Here is a 23,002-nt window from a genome sequence, read left to right on the forward strand (position 1 = left end):
GGGGGCGGCCAAGCTATCCGGCGATCGCCTTCACGTACCGCTCCGCCGAATTCCGCACCCGCGCCTTGGCGTTCTCGGTCATCACCCGATCCCACCACGCGGAGTAGATCCGGTCATAGGCGAACCCCTCGACGCAGCCCACGATCCGCTCCACCTCGCGCGCCGGCAGCGGGATCAGGTTGGGGTAGGAGTACATGAAGCTCACCCAGCGGGTGTCGGGCACCACCATGATGGTGTCGCCGGTCATCAGCACCCCTCTGCCGTCCGCGCCCGGCCAGTGGAGCGCCGTCGAGCCCTCGAAGTGCCCGCCGCAGCGCACGAGCGTCACGCCCTGCCCCAGGTCGAGCGTCTCGCCGTTCCAGAAGCTGACCCGCTCCGACGGTCGCATCACGTAGGGCCGGTTGGCCTCGTGGATATGGATCGGCACGCCGCCCAGCGCCTCGGACCAGTCGACCATGGAGGAGTAGAAATGCGGGTGCGAGATGGCGATCGCTCGCACCCCGCCCAGTTCCTTGATCCGCGCGACGGCTTCGTCCGTCACCAGCGGCGTGCAGTCCCACAGCACCCCGCCGCCCGGCTGCCGGATCAGCAGCATCCGCTGCCCGATGGCGATCGACGGCGTCGCCCCGATCCCAATCAGCCCCGGCTCCTGCTCCTTGAACTCGATGGTGTGGTTCTGCTGCAGCTCACTGAGCGTCGTCCAGCGCTGCCCTGCGGCCGTCACATACTGGCGCTCGTCATCGCAGATCGCGCAGCGTTCTGGCGGCACGGCGGACGGCGCATGGCCCACGCCACAGGTGACGCAGATAAAGGATTGCATCGGAAGGTCTCCGGTTCGAAAGGCTGCCGGCGTCTTTCTAGGACGAACCGCGATGAACCGGGAATGAAATGCGGTGCGGCTTCTAGGCCACCAGTCCCTTCCACTGCTCAAGCTCGTCCAGCGTCTCGCCCGCGCCGGCCAGGACGAACTGGTAGATATCGAAGCTGCCCACCATCACGCCGTAATATCCCGGCCGTCCGCGCGCCTCGTGCTTGAGCTTGAGGATCAGGTCACGGTTCGTGGTGGTGAGATCGGCCCTGAGGTTTGCGTCGCGGGCCTGGCGCACCGCGAAGTCGAAGGGCTCCCAGCCCCAGATATCGCACTTCCAGTCGTTGCCGGCAAAATCCCGGAACTCGATGCCCCAGTAGAGGCCGGCGCCGAGCGGATGGGGATCGACATAGTCGTTGAGGTAGTTCGCCTTGTGCAGCTGCAGCCCGGCCCGGTCGAACTGGATGGCGATGTCGGCGCCGAGCCCCGCCCATTCGGCCCAGCGCTCGGCCTCGCAGGGCATGTGGATGTCGATGTCGCGCCAGACCATCAGGTCGTAGCCGGCGCTGCCGGTCACAACCGCTTCGCCGAAGCGGGCGTTGAGCAGTTCGAGCAGGCCGGTATCGACCAGCAGGTTGCGCGCCTCGAGCCGCAGGTCTGCGGCCAGCTGGCGCCTCTCTTCCGCGTCCTGAAGAGCAGCGTCCATCCCAAAGTCCCCGCTTGGAATCAAAAGCCCGGCTCTTGAGCCGGGCTGAAACTCTAGGCGATCAAGCGCCCAAACTGTGGCAGCCGGATTACTCGGCCTTGCCTTCGGTCGCCGCAGCCTCGGCGGCGGCAGCTGCTGCAGCGGCGGCCTCGGCGGCTTCCTTCTCGGCGAGTTCCTTGGCCAGGGCCTCGGCAGCGGCGATGCGCTCGGCCTCGCGGGCGTTCTTGGCCGAGAGGGCGGCTTCGCGCTCGCCGGCTTCGATCTTCTTGGTGCGGGCGCCCACGTTCTCGAAGATACGGGCCGACTTACCGCGACGGTCGCGCAGGTAGTAGAGCTTGGCGCGACGGACCTTGCCGCGCTTGATCACTTCGACGCGGTCGATGTTCGGGCTGAGCACGGGGAACACGCGCTCGACGCCTTCGCCGTAGGAGATCTTGCGGACCGTGAAGCTTTCCATAATGCCGGCGCCGGAGCGGGCGATCACGACGCCTTCATAGGCCTGCAGGCGTTCCTTGTCGCCTTCACGGATCTTGACCCACACCTTGACGGTGTCGCCATGGGTGAATTCGGGGTGGTTGGCCTTGGCAAGGAGCTTGTCGTGCTGCTCCTTGTTGAGCTCGGCGATGATCTTGGACATCGGTTGTTCCGTTCTTGAATCTTTTCACAGGGGCGTTTCGCCGGCTCTGCCGACCGCCCGGTCTTGTTTGCACGGATTATATGCGCTTATTGGCCCGGCCGAAGCTCGGGCGAGCGGGGCTATAGAGCAAGAATGCCCACGAGTCTAGGCTTCGAGCTGTCCCGCGGGGCAAATCGCTCCAGCGGAGCGATTTGAGGTTGGCAGGCCCTGAGGGCTCCGCTCAAGCGGCCCCCGGTGAGGACCGATCAGAGCCAGCCGGCCAGCACGCCGATCCCGCCCAGCGCGAACACGCCGCCCGCGACCTGTGCAACCGGCTTGCCGTACTTGCCGACGAGCTTGGCGACGCCCATCGCGGCGCCGATACCGACCAGGTGCAGCAGCCCCGTTGCCAGCATGAAGCCCACCGCATACTCGAAGCCCGCCGCGTTCGTCGGCATCTCGGCGCCATGCGCATGGCCGTGGAAGATGGCGAACACGCCGACCAGGCTAGCGGCAGCGGCAACCGGCATCGGCCGGCCCAGCGCCGCGGCGCCGCCGATCACCACGCTCGAGAGCGCAATGCCGAGCTCGACGAACGGCACGTCAACCTGTGTCACGCCGAGGCCGAACCCGACCGCCATCATGACGACGAAGCTCGCCGGCACCAGCCACAGGGCCCGGCCACCCAGCACATAGGCGAACACGCCCACCGCCACCATGGCGAGCACGTGGTCGAGGCCGCCGATGGGGTGCATGAAGCCGTAGGCAAGGCCGGCCGTATCGCCGTGCCCGGTATGGGCAAAGGCCGCCGTCGGCAGGGCGATGAGCAACAGGGTAATCAGCGCGCGCATTTCAAAATCTCCAAATCCGGGACCCACCGTCCCGCGTCGCGTTACAGTTCAAACGACGGCCGGTCTCCTGGCTCCGGGCTCCCCGTCTCGCCTTCCCAGTCGCAAACCAGTGGCTCGCTGAGGCGGGGTCTTGGGCCCGTTACAGTCGCGGGGGCGGCGCCGGCATTCGACCGGCTTCCCGTTTCACGCGGACGTTCCTTCTCGAAGCGCCGCGCACCGTCACGACTGTTGTGTCACCCGGTTTGCGCAAGATCAATGACACGGGCTGCATTTGCCGCATGACGCTGGTGCAGGACATGCGCTAGATGCCTTGCCTGTCGTGACTGGAGAGCTGCCCTTGGTCGGCCTGCGCCACATCGGAGGAGACTTTGCCCGCGCCCTCGTGGTGCTGGCGCTCGTCTTCCTCAGCTTCGCGCACGCTCCCGTGGCCGCCGCCTCCGGTGATGTCCTCACCGCAACCATGGACATGAGCTGGTGCGGCGACGCCCCGGACACCGGCACCGACACCACACACGCCCCCTGCCATGCCTGCCGCCTCGGCGCCGGCGCCGACCTGCCGCCGCCGGCGGCACTGCCGCTGGCGCCCGGCGAAGTCGCCGACGTCCATTACGGCCCCCTGCCCGTCCTCGCGCTGCCGGCCACGCCGCTCGGCATCGCCAACGCCCGGGGCCCACCCTCCGCCTGATCCTTTCCGCGCATTCCAACGCCAATCGAAAGATCAGACAGATGAAGCACATCCTCGTTCCGGCCCTTGCCGGCCTCGCCCTCCTTGCCACCCCGGCCTTCGCCCATAACGGCCTCGTCCACGATGGCTGCCCGGTCGGCCAGGCCTTCAGTGCCGGCGACCTCACCATCACCGGCGCCTATACCCGCGCCATGCTGCCCCAGGCCAAGGTCGCGGGCGGCTATCTCGTGATCGAGAACAAGGGCACCGCCCCCGACCGCCTCCTCGGCGGCGCCACCGAAGCGGCCCAGACCGTCCAGATCCATCAGATGAAGATGGAGGGTGACATGATGAAGATGAGCCAGGTCGAAGGCGGGCTGGAGATTCCCGCCGGCGGCAGCGTCGCGCTCGAACCCGGCGGCTACCACGTCATGCTGATGGGCGTCGGCACCCCCTTCAAGGAAGGCGAGTGCCTCGAACTGACGCTGAAGTTCGAGAAGGCCGGCGACGTTCCCGTCATCCTCAACATCGGTGGCACGGCGGCAGATGCGCCGCCCGAAGGCCACGAAGGGCACTGAGGTCGGAGGCATCCGGCGCAGGCAGCCTGCCACGCTCGCGAAGCAACACTCCGTCATCCCCGGGCTCGACCCGGGGACCCATCGATGGTTCCGCGCGCGCCGAGAGATAGGTCCGCGGGTCAAGCCCGCGGGTGGTTGACTGGCACGCTCAGCGCGCGTCCCCCCGCGAACTCACGCCCTACTTCAGCAGATCCGGCCGGCGCGCCCTGGTGAGAGCCTCGCTCTCGGCGCGCCGCCACTTTGCGACCTTGCCGTGGTCGCCCGAGGTGAGCACTGCCGGAATCTCGCGGCCCTCGAACGCCTGCGGCCGCGTATACTGCGGATATTCGAGCAGCCCGTTCTCGAAACTCTCGTCGGCATGGCTCTCGGCCGCCCCCAGGACACCGGGGATCAGCCGCACCACCGCCTCGAGCAGCACCATGGCCGCGACTTCCCCGCCGGCGAGCACATAGTCGCCGATCGAGATCTCCTCGAGGTTCCGCGCCTCGATCACCCGCTGGTCGATGCCCTCGAACCGCCCGCAGACGATCACCGCCCCCGGCCCCGCCGCCAGCTCGCGGACCCGCGCCTGCGTCAGCGGCTTGCCCCGCGGCGACATCAGGATGCGCGGCCGCGCATCGCCCTCGGGCGACACCGTGTCGATGGCCCTGGCGAGGATATCGGGCTTCAGCACCATGCCGGCACCACCACCTGACGGCGTATCGTCCACCGTCCGGTGCCGGTCGGTGGCGAAGTCCCGCAACTGGGTGGTTTCAAGGCTCCACAGCCCGTCCGCCATTCCCCGCCCGATCACCGAGGCGCCCAGCGGGCCGGGGAACAGTTCGGGGAACAGCGTGATGACCGAAGCCGAAAAGCTCAATCGGCTTCCTCTTCGCCCGGCTCCGCCTCGATTGGCGGCTCGATGACGAGATAGCCCTCGGCAAGCCGGATTTCCGGCACCACTGCCTTGGTGAATGGATAGAGGAAAGTGTCCCCGCTGCGCTCGTCGCGCACTTCGAGGATGTCGCCGGCCCCATAGTTGGGGACAGCCGAGACGATGCCGACCGCCGTTCCGTCCTTGAGCTGGACCCTGAGGCCCAACAGGTCGGCGTGGTAGAAATCGTCCTCTTCGGCGATCTTGGGCAGCAGCGAACGGTCGACGTAAAGTTCGACGCCGTTCAGCTTCTCGGCCGCGTTGCGGTCGTTCACCCCCTCGAGGCGCGCCACCAGCACATTGGTGGTCGTGCGCGCCGCGAGGATACGGATCGTGAGGCCCGGTCGGTTGGTCTTGAGCGGGCCATAGTCGACGAGCGCCAGCGGGTCCTCGGTGAAGGACTGGATGCGTACTTCGCCCTTGATCCCATGGGCCGCACCGATGCGGCCCATGAGCAGGAGATTGTCGCTGTCGCCCGTTGCCACGGCTTACTCGGAAGCGGCGGCTTCTTCGGCGGCCGGAGCCGGAGCGGCGTCGGCAGCGGCCTTGTCGGCAGCAGCCTGGGCGCGGGCTTCGGCACGCTCGGTGGCCTTCTTGCCCGGCACGGCCCGTTCCGGGTTGTTGCGCGCTTCGCGCTTCAGCAGGCCCGCGGCGTCGAAGAAGCGCGCGACGCGGTCGGTCGGCTGGGCACCGACGCTCAGCCAGTGCTGGGCGCGCTCGGTGATCAGGGTGACGCGCTTTTCCTTGTCGGCGAGCTTGGGATCATAGGTGCCGATCTTCTCGATGAAGCGGCCATCGCGCGGCGAACGGGCGTCGGCAACGACGACGTGGTAGTAGGGGCGCTTCTTGGTGCCGGCGCGGGCGAGACGGAGTTTCAGAGACATCGTTCAGTCCTTCAGTTTGATTTCGTTCGTTATTTCTTCTTCGGCACGAAGCCGCCACCGAGGCCGGGAAGGCCTGGGAAACGCGGCGCGCCGCCAAGCCCGGGAAGTCCCGAGCCGGATTTGAGGAGCTGGCCGACATCGGTCGGCAGCTTGTTTTCGGTGAGCTGCTTGGGGGCTGCCTGCTGCTGCGGGATCGATGCCGGATCGATCCCCATGCGCCGCGCCAGCTGCTCGAGTTCGGCCGGGTCCATGTTCTCAGGCGAAGGCATGTTGCCGAGGCCGGGGATCTTGCCCCCCATCTTGCCGCCGAACATGCCCGAGAGCGCGCCCATGCCGCCCTTCGATACCTTCTTCATCATGTCCGCCATCTGGCGGTGCTGCTTCATCAGCTTGTTGACGTCCTCGACCTTGGTACCCGAGCCATTGGCGATGCGGATGCGCCGCTTGGCATTGAGCAGGTCGGGGTTCTCGCGTTCCTTCTTCGTCATCGAGTTGATGATGGCGATCTGCCGATCGAAGATCTTCTCGTCGAGATTGGCGCCGGCCATGGCCTTCTTCATCTGGCCCATGCCCGGCATCATGTTCATGAGCGAACCCATGCCGCCCATCTTCTTCATCTGCTGAAGCTGGCCGCGCAGATCCTCGAGGTCGAAGACGCCCTTCTTGAGCTTCTTCGCCATCTTCTGCGCGTCTTCGGCAGTGACGTTCTGCGCCGCCTTCTCGACGAGGCTGACGATATCGCCCATGCCGAGGATGCGGTCGGCGATGCGCGAGGGATGGAAGTCCTCGAGCGCATCCATCTTTTCGCCGACGCCGATCAGCTTGATCGGCTTGCCGGTCGCAGCCCGCATCGACAGCGCCGCGCCGCCACGGCCATCGCCGTCGACGCGGGTGAGCACGATGCCGGTGATATCGACGCGCTCGTCGAACGAGCGCGCGAGGTTCACCGCGTCCTGGCCGGTGAGAGCGTCGGCGACGAGGAGGATTTCGTGGGGATCGGTCGCGGCCTTCACCGCCGCCGTTTCCTCCATCAGTTCCTCGTCGATATGCGTGCGACCCGCCGTATCGAGGATGAGGACGTCATAGCCGCCGAGCTTGCCCTCGCGCTGCGCGCGCTTGGCGATATCGACCGGCTTCTCGTTGGCCTGGATCGGCAGCGTGTCGACGCCGATCTGCTCGCCGAGCACCCGCAGCTGCTCCTTGGCGGCCGGGCGGCGATCGTCGAGCGAGGCGAGGAGGACCTTCTTGCCCTGCCGCTCCTTCATGCGCTTGGCGAGCTTGGCCGAGAGCGTGGTCTTGCCCGCGCCCTGCAGGCCCACCATCAGCACGGTCATCGGCGGGGTGGTGTTGAAGTCGATCGGGACCTGCGTCTCGCCGAGCACCTTGACCAGCTCGTCGTGGACGATCTTGACGACCTGCTGGCCCGGCGTCACCGAGCGGGTGACCTCGATGCCCACGGCGCGGTCGCGCACCTGCTCGACGAAAGCCTTGACGACTTCCAGCGAAACGTCGGCCTCGAGCAGCGCCCGGCGCACTTCGCGCAGCGCTTCGTCGACGTCCTTCTCGCCGAGCGCACCGCGCCCGCGAAGTCCGTCGAAGATTTTCCCAAGCCGGTCGCTAAGGCTCTCGAACATCACACCATCCTTGTCCCGTTTGCACGGGATGTGGGGTCCACCGGCTCAAACGCCAAACACACCCGAGGGCGCATCGCGCTGTCGGGTGGGAGCCTCCGGGATCTCTTTATACCTTCGCGGGTCCCGGTCGGCCTTCAGGTGTCTGGACCTGATGGATCAGCGCGCCGAATAGAGGAGGAATGGGGCGGAGTCAAGGAAAGGCCGCACCGATCCGGCCTCCCGCGTCGGGGAAAGGGTGGCACTGCCGGGAGCTAGGGCGAGGGGGCATTGGCCGCCGCCATCCACCGCCCAGCGATGCCGCAATGCGATCCCGGCCATGCCCCCATGCCTTGTCCCGCCTCACCCGGACAAGCTATACCCCGCTCGGGTCTGCAGTTCACCCAGGCGCCGCCGCCCCGCAAGGGGAGCTAAACCTGCCTCCATCCGTCGCGACAGCACTTGTCCCCGTGCCAGTTCGCAAGCCGGCGGCCGCGACATCCTTTCGGATCGGCACCAACCGAGGATGAGTCATGTCCCGAACTGCTGTCCCACTGCGGGTGGATGATCTTTCGCCCTTCGCCAAGACCCTGCGCCAGAGCCTCGCCGGTCACGAGGGCACGCCGACCCATGTCGAGCTGCTCAACATGCTGGCGAGGGCCGCCGGCTTTGCCAACTACCAGCACCTGCGTGCCGACGCCGCGACAGCCGGTCGGCTCGCCGCCGCAGCCGAACCGGTGCCGCGCGCCGACCTCAACCAGGTCGAGAAGGCGGCGCGCTATTTCGACGGCCAGGGCGTGCTGATGAGCTGGCCCTCCCGCCTCAACCTGCAGACACTCTGCCAGTGGGTGTTCTGGTCGCGTGTCCCGCGCGGCGCGGTCTTCACCGAGCGCGAGATCAGCGACCTCATCCAGGACTGGCACGATTTCGGCGACCACGCCCTCATCCGCCGGGCCATGGTCGACGCCCGGATGCTCGAGCGCACGGTCGACGGCCGCCAGTACCGCCGCATCGAGCGGGCGCCACCGGCAGAACTGGAGCCGCTGCTGGCGCACCTGTCGGCGCGGGCCGCCTAGCCGGTGCAAAAAGGACCCCCACCCCTGTCCCCTCCCCGCAAGGGGGAGGGAGACACCTACACATCTGCCGGTGCGGTACGAAGACTTGCGAGCGCAGCTCACCTCCCCCTTTGCGGGGGAGGGACAGGGTGGGGGGTGCGTTTCCCGCACCGCCCTCGCCGATGAACCGGACCGCGACTCCCCCGCCACTGGCAATTTCCTGCCACTTCCGCCATATACACCCCCTAACGGCAGCCGCCCTTCATGGGGCGATCCGAGGTCACGCGCATGTCCAACGCCCCATTCCTCAAGATGAACGGGCTCGGCAACGAGATCATCGTCGCCGACATGCGCGGTCGCGCCGACCGGGTGACGCCTGCCGCGGCAGTGGCGATCAACGCGGACCCTGCGACCAGGTACGACCAGATCATGGCCATCCATGATCCCCGGACTCCCGGCACGCAGAACTACATCGAGATCATCAATTCCGACGGTTCGCTCGCCCAGGCCTGCGGCAACGGCATGCGCTGCGTGGTGCAGAAGCTAAGCGCCGAGAACGGCCAGAAGCACTTCGTCTTCGAGACGCTCGCCGGCATCCTCACCGGCGACGAGCGCGAGGACGGCCTCATCACCGTCGACATGGGCAAGCCCCGCTTCGGCTGGCAGGAGATCCCGCTGGCCGAGGAGTTTTTCGACACCACCGGCATCGAGCTGCAGATCGGCCCGATCGACGCGCCCGTCCTCCACACGCCGGCGGTGATGTCGATCGGCAATCCGCACGCGACCTTCTGGGTCGAGGACGATGTCTGGTCCTACGCGCTCGACCGCTTCGGCCCGCTGCTCGAGAACCACCCGATCTTCCCCGAGCGCGCCAATATCTCGATCGCCCGGGTCGTCGCGCCCGACCACATCATCCTGCGCGTCTGGGAGCGCGGCGCCGGGCTGACCCAGGCCTGCGGCACCGCCGCCTGTGCCGCGCTCGTCAACGCCGCCCGTACCAGGCGCACCGGCCGCAAGGCGACCGTCACCCTCCCCGGCGGCGATCTCGTCGTCGAGTGGCGCGCCGACGACCATGTGCTCCTGACCGGACCGGCCGAGCTCGAGTTCGCCGGCAGCTTCGATCCCTTTACCGGCTCGTGGTCGCGCGAGCAGCAGGTCGCCTGAGATGAGCGTAGAGACGCTCACCTTCGGTTGCCGCCTCAACGCCTATGAGGCCGAGGTCATGAAGGCCGAGGCCGAGAAGGCCGGCCTGTCCGATACGATCATCATCAATACTTGCGCCGTCACCTCCGAGGCGGTCCGGCAGGCCAAGCAAGCCATCCGCAGGGCCAAGCGCGACCACCCCGAGCGCAAGATCATCGTCACCGGCTGCGCCGCCCAGACCGAGGCGCGCTCCTTCGGCGACATGGCCGAGGTCGACCTCGTCATCGGCAACGCCGACAAGATGAAGGCCGAGAGCTACCAGCCCATGGCCTTCGGCGTGCCGCTGAACGACAAGGTGCAGGTCAACGACATCATGTCGGTCAAGGAGACCGCCGGTCACCTGATCGAGGGCATGGATGGCCGCGCCCGCGCCTTCGTCCAGGTCCAGAACGGCTGCGACCACCGCTGCACCTTCTGCATCATCCCCTATGGCCGCGGACCCAGCCGCTCGGTGCCGATGGGCCTCGTCGTCGAGCAGATCAGGAAGCTCGTCGGCAACGGCTACCGCGAGGTCGTCCTCACCGGCGTCGACATCACCTCCTACGGACCGGACCTGCCCGGCACGCCGACCCTCGGCAAGCTGACCCAGCAGATCCTCCGCCACGTGCCCGACCTGCCGCGGCTCCGTATCTCGTCGATCGATTCGATCGAGGCCGACCCGGCCTTCTATGACGCCATAGCATCCGACCCGCGCCTGATGCCGCACCTCCACCTCTCGCTGCAGTCGGGCGACGACATGATCCTCAAGCGCATGAAGCGCCGCCACTCGCGCGCCGACGCGCTCGAGGTGGTGAGCAAGCTCCGTTCGCTCCGCCCCGACATCGTCTTCGGCGCCGACATCATCGCCGGCTTCCCCACCGAGACCGACGAGATGTTCGAGAACTCGCTGAGCTTCGTCACCGAGGCCGACCTCACCTATCTGCACGTCTTCCCCTACTCGCCCCGTCCCGGCACCCCGGCTGCGCGCATGCCGCAGGTGGACAAGCGGGTGGCGAAGGAACGTGCCGCCCGCCTGCGCGCTTTGGGTGAGACCCAGTACGAAAAGCTCGCCGCCACACGCATCGGGCAGGTCGAGAGCGTCCTGGTCGAGCAGGATGGGATCGGGCGTCAGGAACAGTTCATCCCGGTGTCAGTACCGGGTCATCTGCAGGGTGAGATTGTGTCAGCCCGCATTACCCATTTCGAGAACGGCAACCTTGTCGGCGAAGCACTGAGGACCGCTGCCTGATGGCTGAGGAAAAGAAAAAAGGCTTCTTCCAGCGCCTGTTCGGCGGCGGCGACAAGCCTGCTCCGGCGCCCGAAACCGCCGACGAGCCCACGGTCGAGGAAGAGCTCCCCGCCGACATCGTCCTCGACGACGTCGTCGAAGCCGCCCCCCTCGTCCTCCCGCCCGACCAGGAGATCGCGCTCGAGGAGGCCATGCACGAGGCCGGCATGCTCATCGAGCCGAACGGCCCCGGCGAGCTGGCAGCCCCGGCAGAGCCGGAAGCGCCGCGGGAGCCGACGGTCGATGAAGAGTTCGTCGCCGACATCATCCTCGACGAGGTGGTCGAAGCGGCCCCGCTCGTCCTGCCGCCCGATCAGGAAATCGCGCTCGAAGAGGCCATGCACGAAGAGGGCATGACCATCGAGCGGCACACACCCCGTCCGCCGGGCGAGCCGCCCGCCGGCCCACCCGAAGCGACCCCGGCCTATATCGAGAAGGTCGAGGAACAAGCCGCTCCTGAACCCGAGCCCGTTCCGGCGGTTCCCGTATCGCCCGCTCAGGGCAAGAAGCAGGGCTGGCTGCAGCGCCTTGCTTCCGGCCTCAAGCGCTCCTCGGACCAGCTGACTGGCTCGATCGCTGCCGTCTTCACCAAGCGCAAGCTCGATCAGGCAATGCTCGATGACCTCGAGGACATCCTGATCCAGGCCGATTTCGGCGTCGACATGGCGACCGCGGTCACCGACGCCCTGCGCCGCGACCGCTTCGACCGCGATATCACGTCGGAGGAAGTCCGCGACGTCCTCGCCACCGAGATCGTCAACGTGCTCGATCCCGTCGCACAGCCGCTGCGCATCGACGTCAACCACAAGCCCTACGTCATCCTGATGGTCGGCGTGAACGGCACCGGCAAGACCACCACCATCGGCAAGCTCGCGAGCCTGTTCCGCAGCGAGGGCAAGTCGGTGATGCTCGCCGCCGGCGACACTTTTCGCGCTGCCGCGATAGAGCAGCTGCAGGTCTGGGGCGACCGCACCGGTGCGCCCGTGATCAAGAAGCCCGCCGGCTCCGATGCCTCGGGCCTCGCCTACGAGGCAGTCGAGCGCGCCAGGGCCGAGGGCACCGACGTTCTCCTCATCGACACCGCCGGGCGCCTGCAGAACCGCGACGAGCTGATGGGCGAACTCGAAAAGATCATCCGCGTCATCAAGAAGGTCGACCCTTCGGCCCCGCATGCCACCCTGCTGACGCTCGATGCCACGACCGGGCAGAATGCCCTAAATCAGGTCGAAATCTTCGGTAAGCGTGCCGGCGTCACCGGGCTGGTCATGACCAAGCTCGACGGCACCGCGCGCGGCGGCATCCTCGTCGCCATCGCCAAGAAGTTCGGCCTCCCCGTGCACTTCATCGGCGTCGGGGAAGGCGTCGACAATCTGGAACCGTTCGCCGCGCGCGATTTCGCCGCCGCGATCGCAAGGACCGCTGAATGACCGAACAGACCAAGCCTGAAGAGATCAACTGGACGGAGCTGAAACCGCAGATCATCAAGATCGGGCTCGAGCTCGGCCCGTTGCTGATCTTCTTCTTCACGAACGCCAACTACGACATTTTCACGGCCACCGCCTGGTTCATGGGCGCCATGGTCGTCTCTCTGGTGCTGAGCTGGGTGCTGCTCAGGAAGATCGCCGTCATGCCGCTGGTGACGGGCGTCGTCGTCCTGATCTTCGGCACGCTGACGCTCGTCCTCAAGGACGACACCTTCATCAAGATGAAGCCGACCATCGTCAACTCGCTCTTCGGCTTGACGCTGCTGGGCGGGCTGTTCTTCGGCCAGTCGCTGCTCAAGTATGTCTTCGGCGAGGTCTACAAGCTCAAGCCCGAGGGCTGGCGGGCGCTGACCATCAACTGGGGCCTGTTCTTCATCTTCCTCGCGGTGGCCAACGAGGTGGTGTGGCGCCTGTTCGACACCGATTTCTGGGTGGCGTTCAAGGTGTGGGGCATCATGCCCGTCACCATCGTGTTCTCGATGCTGCAGCTGCCGCTGCTTACCAAGTATGCGCCCGATCCGGACGCGCCCATCGATCCCATCCCTCCGATGGATCCCCTGCCCTGACATGAATCGGGGCCGGCTTGCCGGCCCCACCCATGAGCGCTAGTGCCGCTTGATCAGTTCGTCCTTGGTGACGTTCAGCGTCAGGCCGTCATCCGATACGGAAGCGATCTGCTCGGGGGTGATGTAGCGGTCCGCTGCGAACAGCCCGTTGGCGTCGATGCGGACGAACCCCTGGTGCAGCAGGCGCTCGCGAATCTCCTCGGGCATATCGTCGGGATGGAAGGCCCTGGCGATATCGTCGATGAACGAGCTTTCGCGATCGCGCAGGTCGCTGAGCCCGCTCGCCTCGACTTCGGGCGTGTCCGGGTCATCGTCGCCGAAGCGCACGAACTCGACCTTGCCGATCTCGTGGTGCTCGCGATCGAACACCTTCATGCCTTGCTCGACGAAACGCAGTGTGCTGCCGGTTTGCATCTGGTCCTCTCCATTATGCCGCCGCATGGCTTGCGGCTTCGAGGAGAAGAATGGCGGCCCGGCTCGGCGGGTTCCGTCAGCCGGCGCGTGCCTTTTCGATCGCCGGGATCACGTCGCGCCGGAGCGTCTCCTCCGAGATCGGCCCCACATGCTTGAAGGTGATGACGCCTTCAGCATTGACGACGAACGTTTCCGGCACGCCGTAGACGCCCCAGTCGATGGAGACGCGGTTGTCGCTATCGCCGCCGATCCGCGCATAGGGGTTGCCCAGCTCATTGAGGAACTTCGTGGCGTTCTCCGGCGCGTCTCGCTGGTTGATTCCGAAGATGCGGACGCCCGTTTCGGCGCGCAGCTTCTCGAGCAGCGGATGCTCGTCGCGACAGGGAATGCACCAGCTGGCAAAGACGTTGACCACCGTCACCCCGCCCTTGAGCGCCGCCGTATCGAAGCCCTCGACCCCCGTTCCGGGCACGGCGGCGAGCGCGAACTCCGGTGCCGGCTTGTTGATCAGCACCGAGCGCACGAGGCTGGGATCGCGGTTCATGTTGAGCGCGAATATGGCAACCAGCCCGACGAGGAGGACGAGCGGCAGGACGGCGAGCAGGATGCGCTTCAACTGTTGGTCTCTGCAGAGCGGCGACGGATACCGGCCTTGTCGAGGGCCGCGAGCCTCTCTTTCACACGCCGGGCTTCCCATACGACATAGCCGATGAGCCCGAAGGTGAGCAGCGCCACCCCGGCATAGGCCCAGGCGATGAATTCGACATGCATCCCGTCACCGATCACTTGGCGCCTCCCTGGAGCGCGGCCTGCCGGCTGAGCGAATCGGCCCGGCGCCTGAGGATTTCGGTCCGCATGCGAACGATCTGCAGCAGCGCAAAGAGCAGCGTGAAGGCCAGCATCATCGCCAGCAGCGGCGTGAGGATCGATGCCGGCATGCGCGGGCCTTCGGCCGTGAACACGCTTGCCGGCTGGTGCAGCGTATTCCACCAGTCGACGGAGAACTTGATGATCGGGATGTTCAGGGCGCCCACCAGCGTCACGATGGCAACGATGCGGCCGGCCTTGAGCTGGTCGTCGAAGGCGCGCCACAGCGCGATGATGCCGAGATAGATGAGCAGCAGCACGAGCGTCGAGGTCATGCGCCCATCCCACTCCCAGAACGTGCCCCAGGTCGGCCGGCCCCACAGGGCGCCGGTATAGAGCGCGAGGGTCGTGAACACTGCACCGAGCGGCGCCGCCGCCTTGTTGGCGACGTCCGCCAGCGGATGACGCCAGACGAGCGTTCCCAGGGCGGCGCAGAACATCACGCCATAGACCGCCTGGCTCAGCCAGGCGTTGGGCACGTGCACGTACATGACGCGCACCATGTCGCCCATCTGGTAGTCCTCGGGCGAGTTTAGGAAGGCGAACCACAGCCCCACGACGAAGGCGACGACCGTCGCTCCGGCCAGCGGCCAGACGACATGGCGCGTCCAGTTGAGGAACTGGCCCGGATGTGCCAGGCGGCTGAACCAGTTGGGCTGTTTGACAGTGTCGACGGACATGGGTCTCGCTCTATTCCCCGGCCGCGCGCAAGGCAAGCGCCGCGGCCAGCGGGGAGAAGGCCGTGACGACGAGGCTCAAGGCAATGAGGAACAATGTCGCGCCGCCTCCGGCCATGGGGTCCAGCATGCCGACGCCGAAGATCATGATCGGGATGCAGAGCGGCAGGATCAGCACCGGCGCGATCAGTCCCCCCCGCCGCAGTCCCACCGTCACCGCCGCCCCCAGCGCGCCGAAGCTGACCAGCGCCGGCGTGCCGATGAGAAGGGCGAGCACCGTCCGCCCCCACTGCTCCCATGACATCGAGAGCAGGAGCGCCAGCACCGGCGTTGCGAACAGCAGCGGCAGCGCCGTCACCAGCCAATGCGCAATCACTTTTGCGGCAACGACCGCTTCGAGCGGCAGCACCGAATGGCGCAGCAGCACGAGCGAGCCGTCCTCGTCGTCGCTGCGGAACAGCCGGTCGAGCCCGAGCAGCATCGACAGGAACGCCGCGATCCACACGATCCCCGGAGCCAGCCGCGTGAGCTGCGGCCGGTCGGGACCGATGGCGAAGGGTACGATCACGCCTACCATGATGAAGAACAGCACCAGCGTCATCGCCTCGCCGCCGGCGCGGAAGGCGAGCTTGAGGTCGCGGCTGATCAACGCCTGGAACGCCTTCATGCCGCCTCTCCAAGAAGCAGCGTCTCGATCGTCGCCTCGTCCCCGAGCAGCAGGTCGTGATGGGTCGCGATGATCGCCACCCCGCCCGCCGCGCGGTGCGCGTCGATCAGGAGGGCAAGCAGCGTCTCGCCGGCAGCGTCCAGCGCAGCGCTCGGCTCGTCGAGCAGCCACACCGGCCGCACCGACACCAGCAGGCGCCCCAGCGCCAGCCGCCGCAATTGCCCCGACGAAAGATACCCCGCCTCGAGTTCGGCGAGCTTGCCGATACCCACCTGCTCGAGCGCGGCCGCGACCGGCAGCCCGGACGGCCCGTTCACGGCCCGCCAGAACTCGAGATTCTCGGCCACCGTCAGGCGCGGCTTCAGCCCGCTCTGGTAGTTGACGATATGCACCCCGTCGCGCGCGATGCCCTCGATCGTGCCGGTGTCGGGCCGCACGATACCGGCAAGCGCCATCAGCAATGTCGACTTGCCCACCCCGTTGGGCCCGCGCAGGAGCAGGACGCCGCCCGGGGGGACCTCGAACGACAGATCCCGGAACAACAGCCGTTCGCCGCCGCGCGTGACCGTGAGTCCGCGCGCCGTCACATGCGTGGGCACAAGGGCCCCGGGCGCGCGCTGTGGCAGGTTCATGGCCGCCATGCCTAATGAACCCACGACGGTACTGGCAAGCGTCATTTAGTTTCTCTATAAGCCAGCCCTAGATTGGAATCCTTCCAGTCAACCGACCTTTTGCCCCTTGTCCCACGGGCCTTTCACGGGTCTCGCGTCAGGACCAGGCGGCGCCTTGCAACACCAGCGCGTGAAGGCGACACCGTGACCTCCAAATCCCTCGACAGCTTCAAGTCCAGAACCACGATCACAGTCGGGGACAAGACCTACGCCTACTTCTCGATTCCGCTGGCCGAGAAGAACGGACTCAAGGGCGTTTCGCAGCTGCCGCACTCCATGAAGGTGGTGCTCGAGAACCTGCTGCGCTTCGAGGATGGCGTCACCGTCACCCGCGCCGATATCGAGGCCGTCGCCGACTGGCTGCGCACCCGCGTTTCCGAGCATGAGATCAGCTACCGCCCGGCGCGCGTGCTGATGCAGGACTTCACCGGCGTTCCCGCCGTGGTCGATCTCGCCGCGATGCGCGATGCCACTGCCAAGCTCGGCGCCGATCCCCAGAAGATCAATCCGCTGGTGCCGGTCGATCTCGTCATCGATCACTCGGTGATGGTCGACAGCTTCGGCACCCCGCTTTCGTTCCTGCAGAACGTCGAGCTCGAGTACGAGCGCAACGGCGAGCGCTACGAGTTCCTGCGCTGGGGCCAGAAAGCCTTCGACAACTTCCGCGTCGTGCCGCCCGGCACCGGCATCTGCCACCAGGTGAACCTCGAATACCTGGCCCAGACCGTCTGGACCCGCCAGGACGAAGTCACCGGCGAAACCTACGCCTACCCCGACACCCTCGTCGGCACCGACAGCCACACCACCATGGTCAACGGCCTCGCCGTGCTCGGCTGGGGCGTGGGCGGCATCGAGGCCGAGGCTGCCATGCTCGGCCAGCCCATCACCATGCTGATCCCCGAAGTCATCGGCTTCAAGCTGACCGGCAAGATCAACGAGGGCATCACCGCCACCGACCTCGTGCTCACCGTCACCGAGATGCTGCGCAAGAAGGGCGTGGTCGGCAAGTTCGTCGAATTCTACGGCCCGGGCCTCGACTACCTGAGCCTCGAGGACCAGGCGACCATCGCCAACATGGCCCCCGAATACGGCGCCACCTGCGGCTTCTTCCCGGTCGACAGCGACACCCTCACCTACCTCGAGACCTCAGGCCGCGACGCCGACCGCGTCGCGCTGGTGAAGGCCTATTCCGAGGCCCAGGGCATGTACCGCACCACGTCCTCTCCCGACCCGCTCTTCACCGATACGCTCGAGCTCGACCTCACCACGGTCGTCCCCTCGCTCTCCGGCCCGAAGCGCCCGCAGGACCGCGTCGCGCTGGTCGATGCCGCGCCGAAGTTCGCAGAGGCGATGAAGGACCTCGCCGGCGGTCGCAAGGAACGCACGGAACTGCCCGAATCGAAGGCGGAGAGCCGCTACGTTGATGAGGGCGCCACCGGCGTCGACGATATTCCCGAAGAGGCCGCCTTCCCGGTCAAGGGGTCCAGCTACGGCCTCCAGGACGGCCATGTCGTGATCGCCGCCATCACCTCGTGCACCAACACCTCGAACCCCAACGTGCTGATCGCGGCCGGCCTTGTCGCCCGCAAGGCCCGCGCCAAGGGCCTGAACTCCAAGCCCTGGGTCAAGACCTCGCTCGCTCCCGGTTCGCAGGTGGTCACCGACTACCTCAATGCCGCCGGTCTCTCGGCCGATCTCGACGCGCTCGGCTTCAACCTCGTCGGCTATGGCTGCACCACCTGCATCGGCAACTCGGGCCCGTTGCCGGAAGCGATTTCCGAGTGCATCAACGCCAACGACCTCGTCGCCGCCTCGGTGCTGTCGGGTAACCGCAACTTCGAGGGCCGGGTGAACCCCGACGTGCGCGCCAACTACCTGGCCTCTCCGCCGCTGGTCGTGGCCTACGCCATCGCCGGATCGATGCATGTCAACCTGACCACCGACCCGCTCGGCACAGGCTCGGATGGCAAGCCCGTCTACCTCAAGGACATCTGGCCGACCAACCAGGAGATCGCCGACGTGGTCCGTACGGTGATCACGCCCAAGATGTTCCTCGGCCGCTACTCGGACGTCTTCAAGGGCGACGAGAACTGGCAGGCCATCTCGGTCGAGGGCGGCGAAACCTATCGCTGGAACTCGAGCTCCACCTATGTGCAGAACCCGCCCTACTTCGAGGGCCTGACCATGGAGCCGGCGCCGGTTACCGACATCGTCGAGGCGCGCGTCCTGTCGCTCTTCCTCGACTCGATCACCACCGACCACATCTCGCCCGCCGGCTCGTTCAAGCCGACGACCCCGGCCGGCAAGTACCTGGTCGATCGTCAGGTCGCGCCCAAGGACTTCAACTCCTACGGCGCCCGCCGCGGCAACCACGAAGTCATGATGCGCGGCACCTTTGCCAACATCCGCATCAAGAACCAGATGCTCCCGGGCGTCGAAGGTGGCTTCACCAAGGGGCCGAACGGCGAAGTCGTGCCGATCTACGACGCCGCCATGGCCTACCAGAAGTCGGGCACCCCGCTGGTGATCTTCGCCGGCAAGGAATATGGCACCGGCTCGTCGCGTGACTGGGCCGCCAAGGGCACGCGCCTGCTCGGCGTGCGCGCCGTGATCGCCCAGAGCTTCGAGCGCATCCACCGCTCCAACCTCATCGGCATGGGCGTCCTGCCGCTGCAGTTTGCCGACGGCGAGAGCTGGCAGACCCTGAAGCTCGACGGCAGCGAGACGGTCTCGATCGAGAACCTCGGCGAGCTCGCCCCGCGCGCCAGCGTCAAGGTCAAGATCGTTCGCGCCGACGGCCGTGTCGAGGAGATTTCGACCCGCTGCCGCATCGATACGGTCAACGAGCTCGACTACTACAAGCACGGCGGCATCCTGCACTACGTGCTCCGCAACCTCGTTGCGGCCTGATAGCAATCGACTGCGCGGGCGGCTCCTTGACGGGCCGCCCGTGCCCTTCCGCGCGGACCCCGGTGGGCGCGCCCAGTGCCCGGAATCCCGGGTTTTCCCCCATCACGGGTTCTCGCGCCGATTTTACTCGCGCGCGATTGGCGGCGTGCCTACAAACGTCGCCATGCTTTTCCGATTGATCACTGCGGCGGCCGTGACTTTGCTCAGCTTCGTGGCCCCGGCCTCTGCCGGCGAGCTGAAGGTTGCGCCCAAGGCCGTGCTCGAGCTCTTCACCTCGCAGGGCTGTTCCTCGTGCCCCAAGGCCGATGCCATGCTCGCCGAAATGAGCAGGCGCCCCGACGTGGTCACGCTCGCCTACCATGTGGACTACTGGGACTATATCGGCTGGGAAGACACCTTCGGCACCAAGGAGAATTCCGACCACCAGCGCGACTATGCCGAGAGCTGGGGTTCGGGCCGCATCTTCACGCCGCAGCTCGTGGTCAACGGCAAGGGCGGTCTTGTCGGCGGCAAGCGGGAGGCGGTTAATGTCGCGCTGACCGGCGCGGCACTACCCTTGGCCGTCTCGCTCAGCGAAGCCCCCGACGACATGCTCAAGATCAGCGTTGACGGCAAGGACGGCCTGCCCGGCGCCATGATCTGGCTCGTGACCTACATCGATAGCGCCGACGTGACCATCGAGCGCGGCGAGAATGAAGGCAAGCAGGTCGTCTACACGCAGATCGTCACCGGCCGCCAGGTGCTGGGCATGTGGGACCCCAAGACCGGCGCCAACCTGACGCTGCCGCTCGCCGAGGTCCTGACCGGCAACGCGAATGGCGCGGCCGTCCTTGTGCAGGAAGACCGCAACGGCCTGCCCGGCCCCATCCTCGGCGCCGCCAGCTTCACCCGCTGAGGCAAACCAGCTCCGCTCAAAACAAAACTCCTGTCAGCTTGCGCAGACGGGAGGACAGAATGACTGGTGCATGTAAGAGGCGGCCGGCATTCGAGCATCGTGGTTTGGGGGCTCGGTCAGCCCGGATGCCGGCCACTGGAGGCAATGTCTGTACGGTGCCGGTCCAATCTGGCGCCATGTGGGAGGGAATGTGACGGAAATGCGGATTCTGCGCTGCGCCTCCGACCACCGCCCTTGGAGGTAGCCGTTTGGCTTGCCAAGCGTTGCGATAGACGCGATCATGACAGGCACGTGACGGGGAAAGGACAATGGCGGATCAATCCGACGAGATAGGGTCTGGGCTCCTGATCGACTTCCAGCCGGTCGTGAGCCCCTCCCAGACGAGCCATCAGGGCCGCTTCGTTCCGGCGATCGCCTTCGACCGCAGGGAACTGCAGACCATCCTCAACCTCTATGGCCGCAAGGTCGCCGAGGGCGAGTGGCGGGACTATGCCCTCGATTTCCTGCGCGACAGGGCCCTGTTCTCTATCTACAAGCGCGCCTCCGAGCGCCCCCTTTACGTCGTCGAGAAGAACCCCAAGCTCCGCCTGAAGCAGGGCCAGTACATGGTGCTGAGCCAGGAAGGCCGCGTCCTCAAGCGCGGCCACGACCTTGCCAACGTTCTTCGCGTGCTGGAGCTGGCCGTCGTCAAGTGATCGCCATCCGCTCGGCCACGCCGGCGGATGCCGCGGCGATGAGCGCGGTACTGATCGACTCGATCACCCGACTTTGTCTCGAAGACCACAGGAACAATGCCGAGGCGATTGCTGCTTGGACCGCCAACAAGACGCCCGCGACGGTGCTGAAGATGTTCGACAACCCGAACGTCCGTCTGTTTGTCGCCGAGCGCGATGACGAGATCGCCGCCGTCGGTTGCCTCAACGGCACCGACGAGATCGGCCTGAACTACGTTGCACCAACGCATCGCTTCATGGGCGTCAGCCGCGCCCTGCTCGCGGCGATGGAAGCGATCATGCAAGACAGCGGCGTCGTGCACGGCAAACTGTTCTCCTCTGCCACGGCACGGGAGTTCTATCGCACCGCCGGATGGGTCGACGTAGATGGATCCCTGTCGGGGCGGCTGGTCGCCGGCTATCCGATGCACAAGCGGCTGGCTAGCTGACCCGAGGGCGCTACAGCGCCTTCTGCAGGTGCACGATGTCTAGCCAGCGGTCGAACTTGTACCCCACCGCCTCGTAGCGCCCCACGTGCCGGAAGCCCGCCTTTTCGTGCAGGCGCACCGAGTTGGCCCGCTCCGCCGTGATCACCGCGATCATCTGCTTGAACCCGGCGACCCGGCACTGGGCCATCAGTTCGTCGAGCAGCCGTCCGCCGATCCCCTTACCCACCGCGTCCTTGGCCAGGTAGATCGAATCCTCGCAGGTGAACCGGTAGGCCGCCCGCGGCCGGTAGAACGAGGCATAGGCATAGCCGATGGCCCGTCCCCCGCACTCGGCGATGATCAGCGGATGCCCGAGATCGAGCAGCTTGCCGAAGCGCTCCGCCATCGCGGCCTCGCCCGGCGCCTCGGTCTCGAAGGTGATCACCGTCTCATCGACATAGTGCCGGTAGATCTCGGTGAGGGCAGGCACGTCGGACCAGGTGAAGGGGCGGAAGGTGACGTCGCTCATCAGGCGCTCATGCAAAACGAAGGGGCCGCGATCTGTTTAGATCGCGGCCCCCCGAACTGCCAATCAGACTTGCTGATTGCTGGGATTATTCCCTGTTACCGAACAGGCGGAGCAGCATCAGGAACAGGTTGATGAAGTCGAGGTAGAGCGACAGCGCGCCCATTACGGCGGACTTGTGCAGCACCTCGGAGCCCAGACCCTCGTCGTAGCTCTCCTTGATCTTCTGCGTGTCGTAGGCGGTGAGGCCCACGAAGATCAGCACGCCGATCGCCGAGATCGCGAATTCGAGCATGCTCGAAGCAAGGAAGATGTTCACGATCGAGGCAATGATCAGGCCGATCAGGCCCATGATCAGGAAGTTGCCGATGCCCGTGAGGTCACGCTTGGTGGTGTAGCCGTAGAGGCTCATCGCACCGAACGTGGCAGCCGAGATGAAGAACACCTTGGCGATCGAGGCGTCGGTATAGACCATGAAGATCGAGCTGAGGCTCAGGCCCATGACGGCCGCGAACACCCAGAACAGGAGCTGTGCGGTGGCACCGGAGAGTTTGTTGATGCCGAAGCTCAGCACCAGCACGAAGGCCAGCGGAGCGAAGGCGATCACCCACATCAGCGGGCTCTGGAAGATCAGCGAGCCCCAGGCGGTCATCTGACCGTCGGCGCCCACAGCGGCCTGAGCGCTGAAATAGGAAACAAGGCCGGTCACCACGAGACCGATGCCCATGTAGTTGTAGACCTTCAGCATATAGCTGCGCAGGCCCTCATCGATGGCCGCGGCGGTCCCGGCCCGCTGGGCGGCGATAGTCGGACGGTCGAATTCAGCCATGACGAATAAATTCCTTTCCTGGCGACAGTGACGGGGCGCTCCTCCGAGCCCTTGCCGTCGGTACAGCAATATGAGGTCTGCCGACGTCGAATACAAGACGCTGCGCTTCCCTTGGCCGATTCGCAATGTCGCAGCACGCCAACGGGTTAGCCCGGGCTTTTCGCCTCATGGGGCAGCACCCAATGACGAAGATGTGTCAC

27 protein-coding genes and 1 riboswitch are annotated in these 23,002 nt (G+C 66.3%); of the genes, 11 read left to right on the forward strand and 16 right to left on the reverse strand.

Annotated features, from left to right (window positions below):
- Positions 1-13 precede the first annotated feature (13 nt).
- The 4 genes from PRN20_RS01190 to PRN20_RS01205 all read right to left on the reverse strand — a co-directional run bounded on the left by PRN20_RS01190 (position 14) and on the right by PRN20_RS01205 (position 2,981).
- Complete coding sequence (locus PRN20_RS01190) at positions 14-820, reverse strand: hypothetical protein (RefSeq protein ID WP_273955117.1); 807 nt, start codon at positions 818-820, stop codon at positions 14-16.
- 82 nt (positions 821-902) lie between these two features.
- Positions 903-1,514, reverse strand: a complete 612-nt coding sequence (locus tag PRN20_RS01195; RefSeq protein ID WP_273955118.1) for a hypothetical protein — start codon at positions 1,512-1,514, stop codon at positions 903-905.
- Positions 1,515-1,602: 88 nt separating this feature from the next.
- Positions 1,603-2,151 carry a 50S ribosomal protein L19 gene (gene rplS, locus PRN20_RS01200; protein ID WP_273955120.1) on the reverse strand — a complete coding sequence of 183 codons (549 nt, stop codon included), beginning with the start codon at positions 2,149-2,151 and terminating at the stop codon, positions 1,603-1,605.
- Positions 2,152-2,396: 245 nt separating this feature from the next.
- Positions 2,397-2,981, reverse strand: a complete 585-nt coding sequence (locus tag PRN20_RS01205) for a HupE/UreJ family protein (RefSeq protein ID WP_273955121.1) — start codon at positions 2,979-2,981, stop codon at positions 2,397-2,399.
- A 40-nt stretch (positions 2,982-3,021) separates the two neighbouring features.
- Positions 3,022-3,217, reverse strand: a riboswitch (cobalamin riboswitch).
- A gap of 74 nt (positions 3,218-3,291) precedes the next feature.
- Here PRN20_RS01205 and PRN20_RS01210 point away from each other — a divergent pair.
- Both PRN20_RS01210 and PRN20_RS01215 read left to right on the forward strand, forming a co-directional pair.
- Positions 3,292-3,666, forward strand: coding sequence for a hypothetical protein (locus PRN20_RS01210; RefSeq protein WP_273955122.1), 375 nt, complete (start codon positions 3,292-3,294; stop codon positions 3,664-3,666).
- 41 nt (positions 3,667-3,707) lie between these two features.
- The gene (locus PRN20_RS01215) at positions 3,708-4,223 is read left to right on the forward strand and encodes a copper chaperone PCu(A)C (RefSeq protein WP_273955123.1); all 516 of its coding nucleotides are present in this window, start codon (positions 3,708-3,710) and stop codon (positions 4,221-4,223) included.
- Between the two features lie 178 nt (positions 4,224-4,401).
- Here PRN20_RS01215 and trmD read toward each other — a convergent pair whose 3' ends face one another.
- From trmD to ffh, 4 genes are read right to left on the reverse strand one after another with little or no spacing between them, the layout of a single operon-like run.
- The gene (gene trmD, locus PRN20_RS01220; protein ID WP_273955125.1) at positions 4,402-5,082 is read right to left on the reverse strand and encodes a tRNA (guanosine(37)-N1)-methyltransferase TrmD; all 681 of its coding nucleotides are present in this window, start codon (positions 5,080-5,082) and stop codon (positions 4,402-4,404) included.
- Positions 5,079-5,621, reverse strand: coding sequence for a ribosome maturation factor RimM (gene rimM, locus PRN20_RS01225; RefSeq protein WP_273955126.1), 543 nt, complete (start codon positions 5,619-5,621; stop codon positions 5,079-5,081). The genes trmD and rimM overlap by 4 nt, the downstream gene beginning before the upstream one ends.
- 3 nt (positions 5,622-5,624) lie before the next feature.
- Complete coding sequence (gene rpsP, locus PRN20_RS01230) at positions 5,625-6,020, reverse strand: 30S ribosomal protein S16 (RefSeq protein ID WP_273955127.1); 396 nt, start codon at positions 6,018-6,020, stop codon at positions 5,625-5,627.
- Between the two features lie 29 nt (positions 6,021-6,049).
- On the reverse strand, positions 6,050-7,654 hold the full coding sequence (gene ffh, locus PRN20_RS01235) for a signal recognition particle protein (protein ID WP_273955128.1): 1,605 nt from the start codon (positions 7,652-7,654) through the stop codon (positions 6,050-6,052).
- 509 nt (positions 7,655-8,163) lie between these two features.
- Here ffh and PRN20_RS01240 point away from each other — a divergent pair.
- From PRN20_RS01240 to PRN20_RS01260, 5 genes are all read left to right on the forward strand, one after another.
- Positions 8,164-8,706, forward strand: coding sequence for a DUF2087 domain-containing protein (locus PRN20_RS01240; protein WP_273955129.1), 543 nt, complete (start codon positions 8,164-8,166; stop codon positions 8,704-8,706).
- Between the two features lie 267 nt (positions 8,707-8,973).
- On the forward strand, positions 8,974-9,849 hold the full coding sequence (dapF, locus tag PRN20_RS01245) for a diaminopimelate epimerase (RefSeq protein ID WP_273955130.1): 876 nt from the start codon (positions 8,974-8,976) through the stop codon (positions 9,847-9,849).
- Position 9,850: 1 nt separating this feature from the next.
- Entirely contained in the window at positions 9,851-11,116 is a 1,266-nt protein-coding gene (gene mtaB / locus PRN20_RS01250) for a tRNA (N(6)-L-threonylcarbamoyladenosine(37)-C(2))-methylthiotransferase MtaB (RefSeq protein WP_273955132.1), read from the forward strand.
- Positions 11,116-12,582, forward strand: a complete 1,467-nt coding sequence (gene ftsY, locus PRN20_RS01255) for a signal recognition particle-docking protein FtsY (protein ID WP_273955133.1) — start codon at positions 11,116-11,118, stop codon at positions 12,580-12,582. Before mtaB ends, ftsY begins: the two co-directional genes overlap by 1 nt.
- Entirely contained in the window at positions 12,579-13,205 is a 627-nt protein-coding gene (locus PRN20_RS01260) for a septation protein A (protein WP_273955134.1), read from the forward strand. The genes ftsY and PRN20_RS01260 overlap by 4 nt, the downstream gene beginning before the upstream one ends.
- 39 nt (positions 13,206-13,244) lie before the next feature.
- Here the strand turns inward: PRN20_RS01260 and PRN20_RS01265 are convergent, their stop codons facing one another.
- The 6 genes from PRN20_RS01265 to ccmA form a co-directional block, all read right to left on the reverse strand.
- Positions 13,245-13,619: a hypothetical protein gene (locus PRN20_RS01265; protein ID WP_273955135.1), complete on the reverse strand. Its 375-nt coding sequence runs from the start codon at positions 13,617-13,619 to the stop codon at positions 13,245-13,247.
- 76 nt (positions 13,620-13,695) lie between these two features.
- On the reverse strand, positions 13,696-14,235 hold the full coding sequence (locus PRN20_RS01270; protein WP_273955136.1) for a DsbE family thiol:disulfide interchange protein: 540 nt from the start codon (positions 14,233-14,235) through the stop codon (positions 13,696-13,698).
- On the reverse strand, positions 14,232-14,405 hold the full coding sequence (locus PRN20_RS01275) for a heme exporter protein CcmD (RefSeq protein WP_273955138.1): 174 nt from the start codon (positions 14,403-14,405) through the stop codon (positions 14,232-14,234). Before PRN20_RS01275 ends, PRN20_RS01270 begins: the two co-directional genes overlap by 4 nt.
- Positions 14,402-15,166, reverse strand: coding sequence for a heme ABC transporter permease (locus tag PRN20_RS01280; RefSeq protein WP_273955139.1), 765 nt, complete (start codon positions 15,164-15,166; stop codon positions 14,402-14,404). Before PRN20_RS01280 ends, PRN20_RS01275 begins: the two co-directional genes overlap by 4 nt.
- A gap of 10 nt (positions 15,167-15,176) precedes the next feature.
- A complete protein-coding gene (ccmB, locus tag PRN20_RS01285) occupies positions 15,177-15,830 on the reverse strand; it encodes a heme exporter protein CcmB (protein WP_273955140.1) in 654 nt (217 codons plus the stop codon).
- Positions 15,827-16,507 carry a heme ABC exporter ATP-binding protein CcmA gene (gene ccmA, locus PRN20_RS01290; RefSeq protein WP_273955141.1) on the reverse strand — a complete coding sequence of 227 codons (681 nt, stop codon included), beginning with the start codon at positions 16,505-16,507 and terminating at the stop codon, positions 15,827-15,829. The genes ccmB and ccmA overlap by 4 nt, the downstream gene beginning before the upstream one ends.
- A gap of 138 nt (positions 16,508-16,645) precedes the next feature.
- Here ccmA and acnA point away from each other — a divergent pair, with 138 nt between their 5' ends.
- The 4 genes from acnA to PRN20_RS01310 all read left to right on the forward strand — a co-directional run bounded on the left by acnA (position 16,646) and on the right by PRN20_RS01310 (position 21,468).
- Positions 16,646-19,411, forward strand: a complete 2,766-nt coding sequence (gene acnA / locus PRN20_RS01295; protein WP_273955143.1) for an aconitate hydratase AcnA — start codon at positions 16,646-16,648, stop codon at positions 19,409-19,411.
- Positions 19,412-19,574: 163 nt separating this feature from the next.
- Positions 19,575-20,306, forward strand: coding sequence for a DUF1223 domain-containing protein (locus tag PRN20_RS01300; RefSeq protein WP_273955144.1), 732 nt, complete (start codon positions 19,575-19,577; stop codon positions 20,304-20,306).
- A gap of 308 nt (positions 20,307-20,614) precedes the next feature.
- Complete coding sequence (locus tag PRN20_RS01305; RefSeq protein ID WP_273955145.1) at positions 20,615-21,001, forward strand: DUF2794 domain-containing protein; 387 nt, start codon at positions 20,615-20,617, stop codon at positions 20,999-21,001.
- The gene (locus PRN20_RS01310; protein ID WP_273955146.1) at positions 20,998-21,468 is read left to right on the forward strand and encodes a GNAT family N-acetyltransferase; all 471 of its coding nucleotides are present in this window, start codon (positions 20,998-21,000) and stop codon (positions 21,466-21,468) included. Before PRN20_RS01305 ends, PRN20_RS01310 begins: the two co-directional genes overlap by 4 nt.
- 10 nt (positions 21,469-21,478) lie before the next feature.
- Here the strand turns inward: PRN20_RS01310 and PRN20_RS01315 are convergent, their stop codons facing one another.
- Both PRN20_RS01315 and PRN20_RS01320 read right to left on the reverse strand, forming a co-directional pair.
- Positions 21,479-21,976 (reverse strand): GNAT family N-acetyltransferase, encoded by a 498-nt coding sequence (locus PRN20_RS01315; RefSeq protein WP_273955147.1) that lies wholly within the window; start codon positions 21,974-21,976, stop codon positions 21,479-21,481.
- Positions 21,977-22,061: 85 nt separating this feature from the next.
- Positions 22,062-22,802 (reverse strand): Bax inhibitor-1/YccA family protein, encoded by a 741-nt coding sequence (locus PRN20_RS01320; RefSeq protein WP_273955149.1) that lies wholly within the window; start codon positions 22,800-22,802, stop codon positions 22,062-22,064.
- Positions 22,803-23,002 lie beyond the last annotated feature (200 nt).

The organism is Devosia sp. ZB163, from assembly GCF_028613635.1.
Lineage (GTDB): Bacteria > Pseudomonadota > Alphaproteobacteria > Rhizobiales > Devosiaceae > Devosia_A.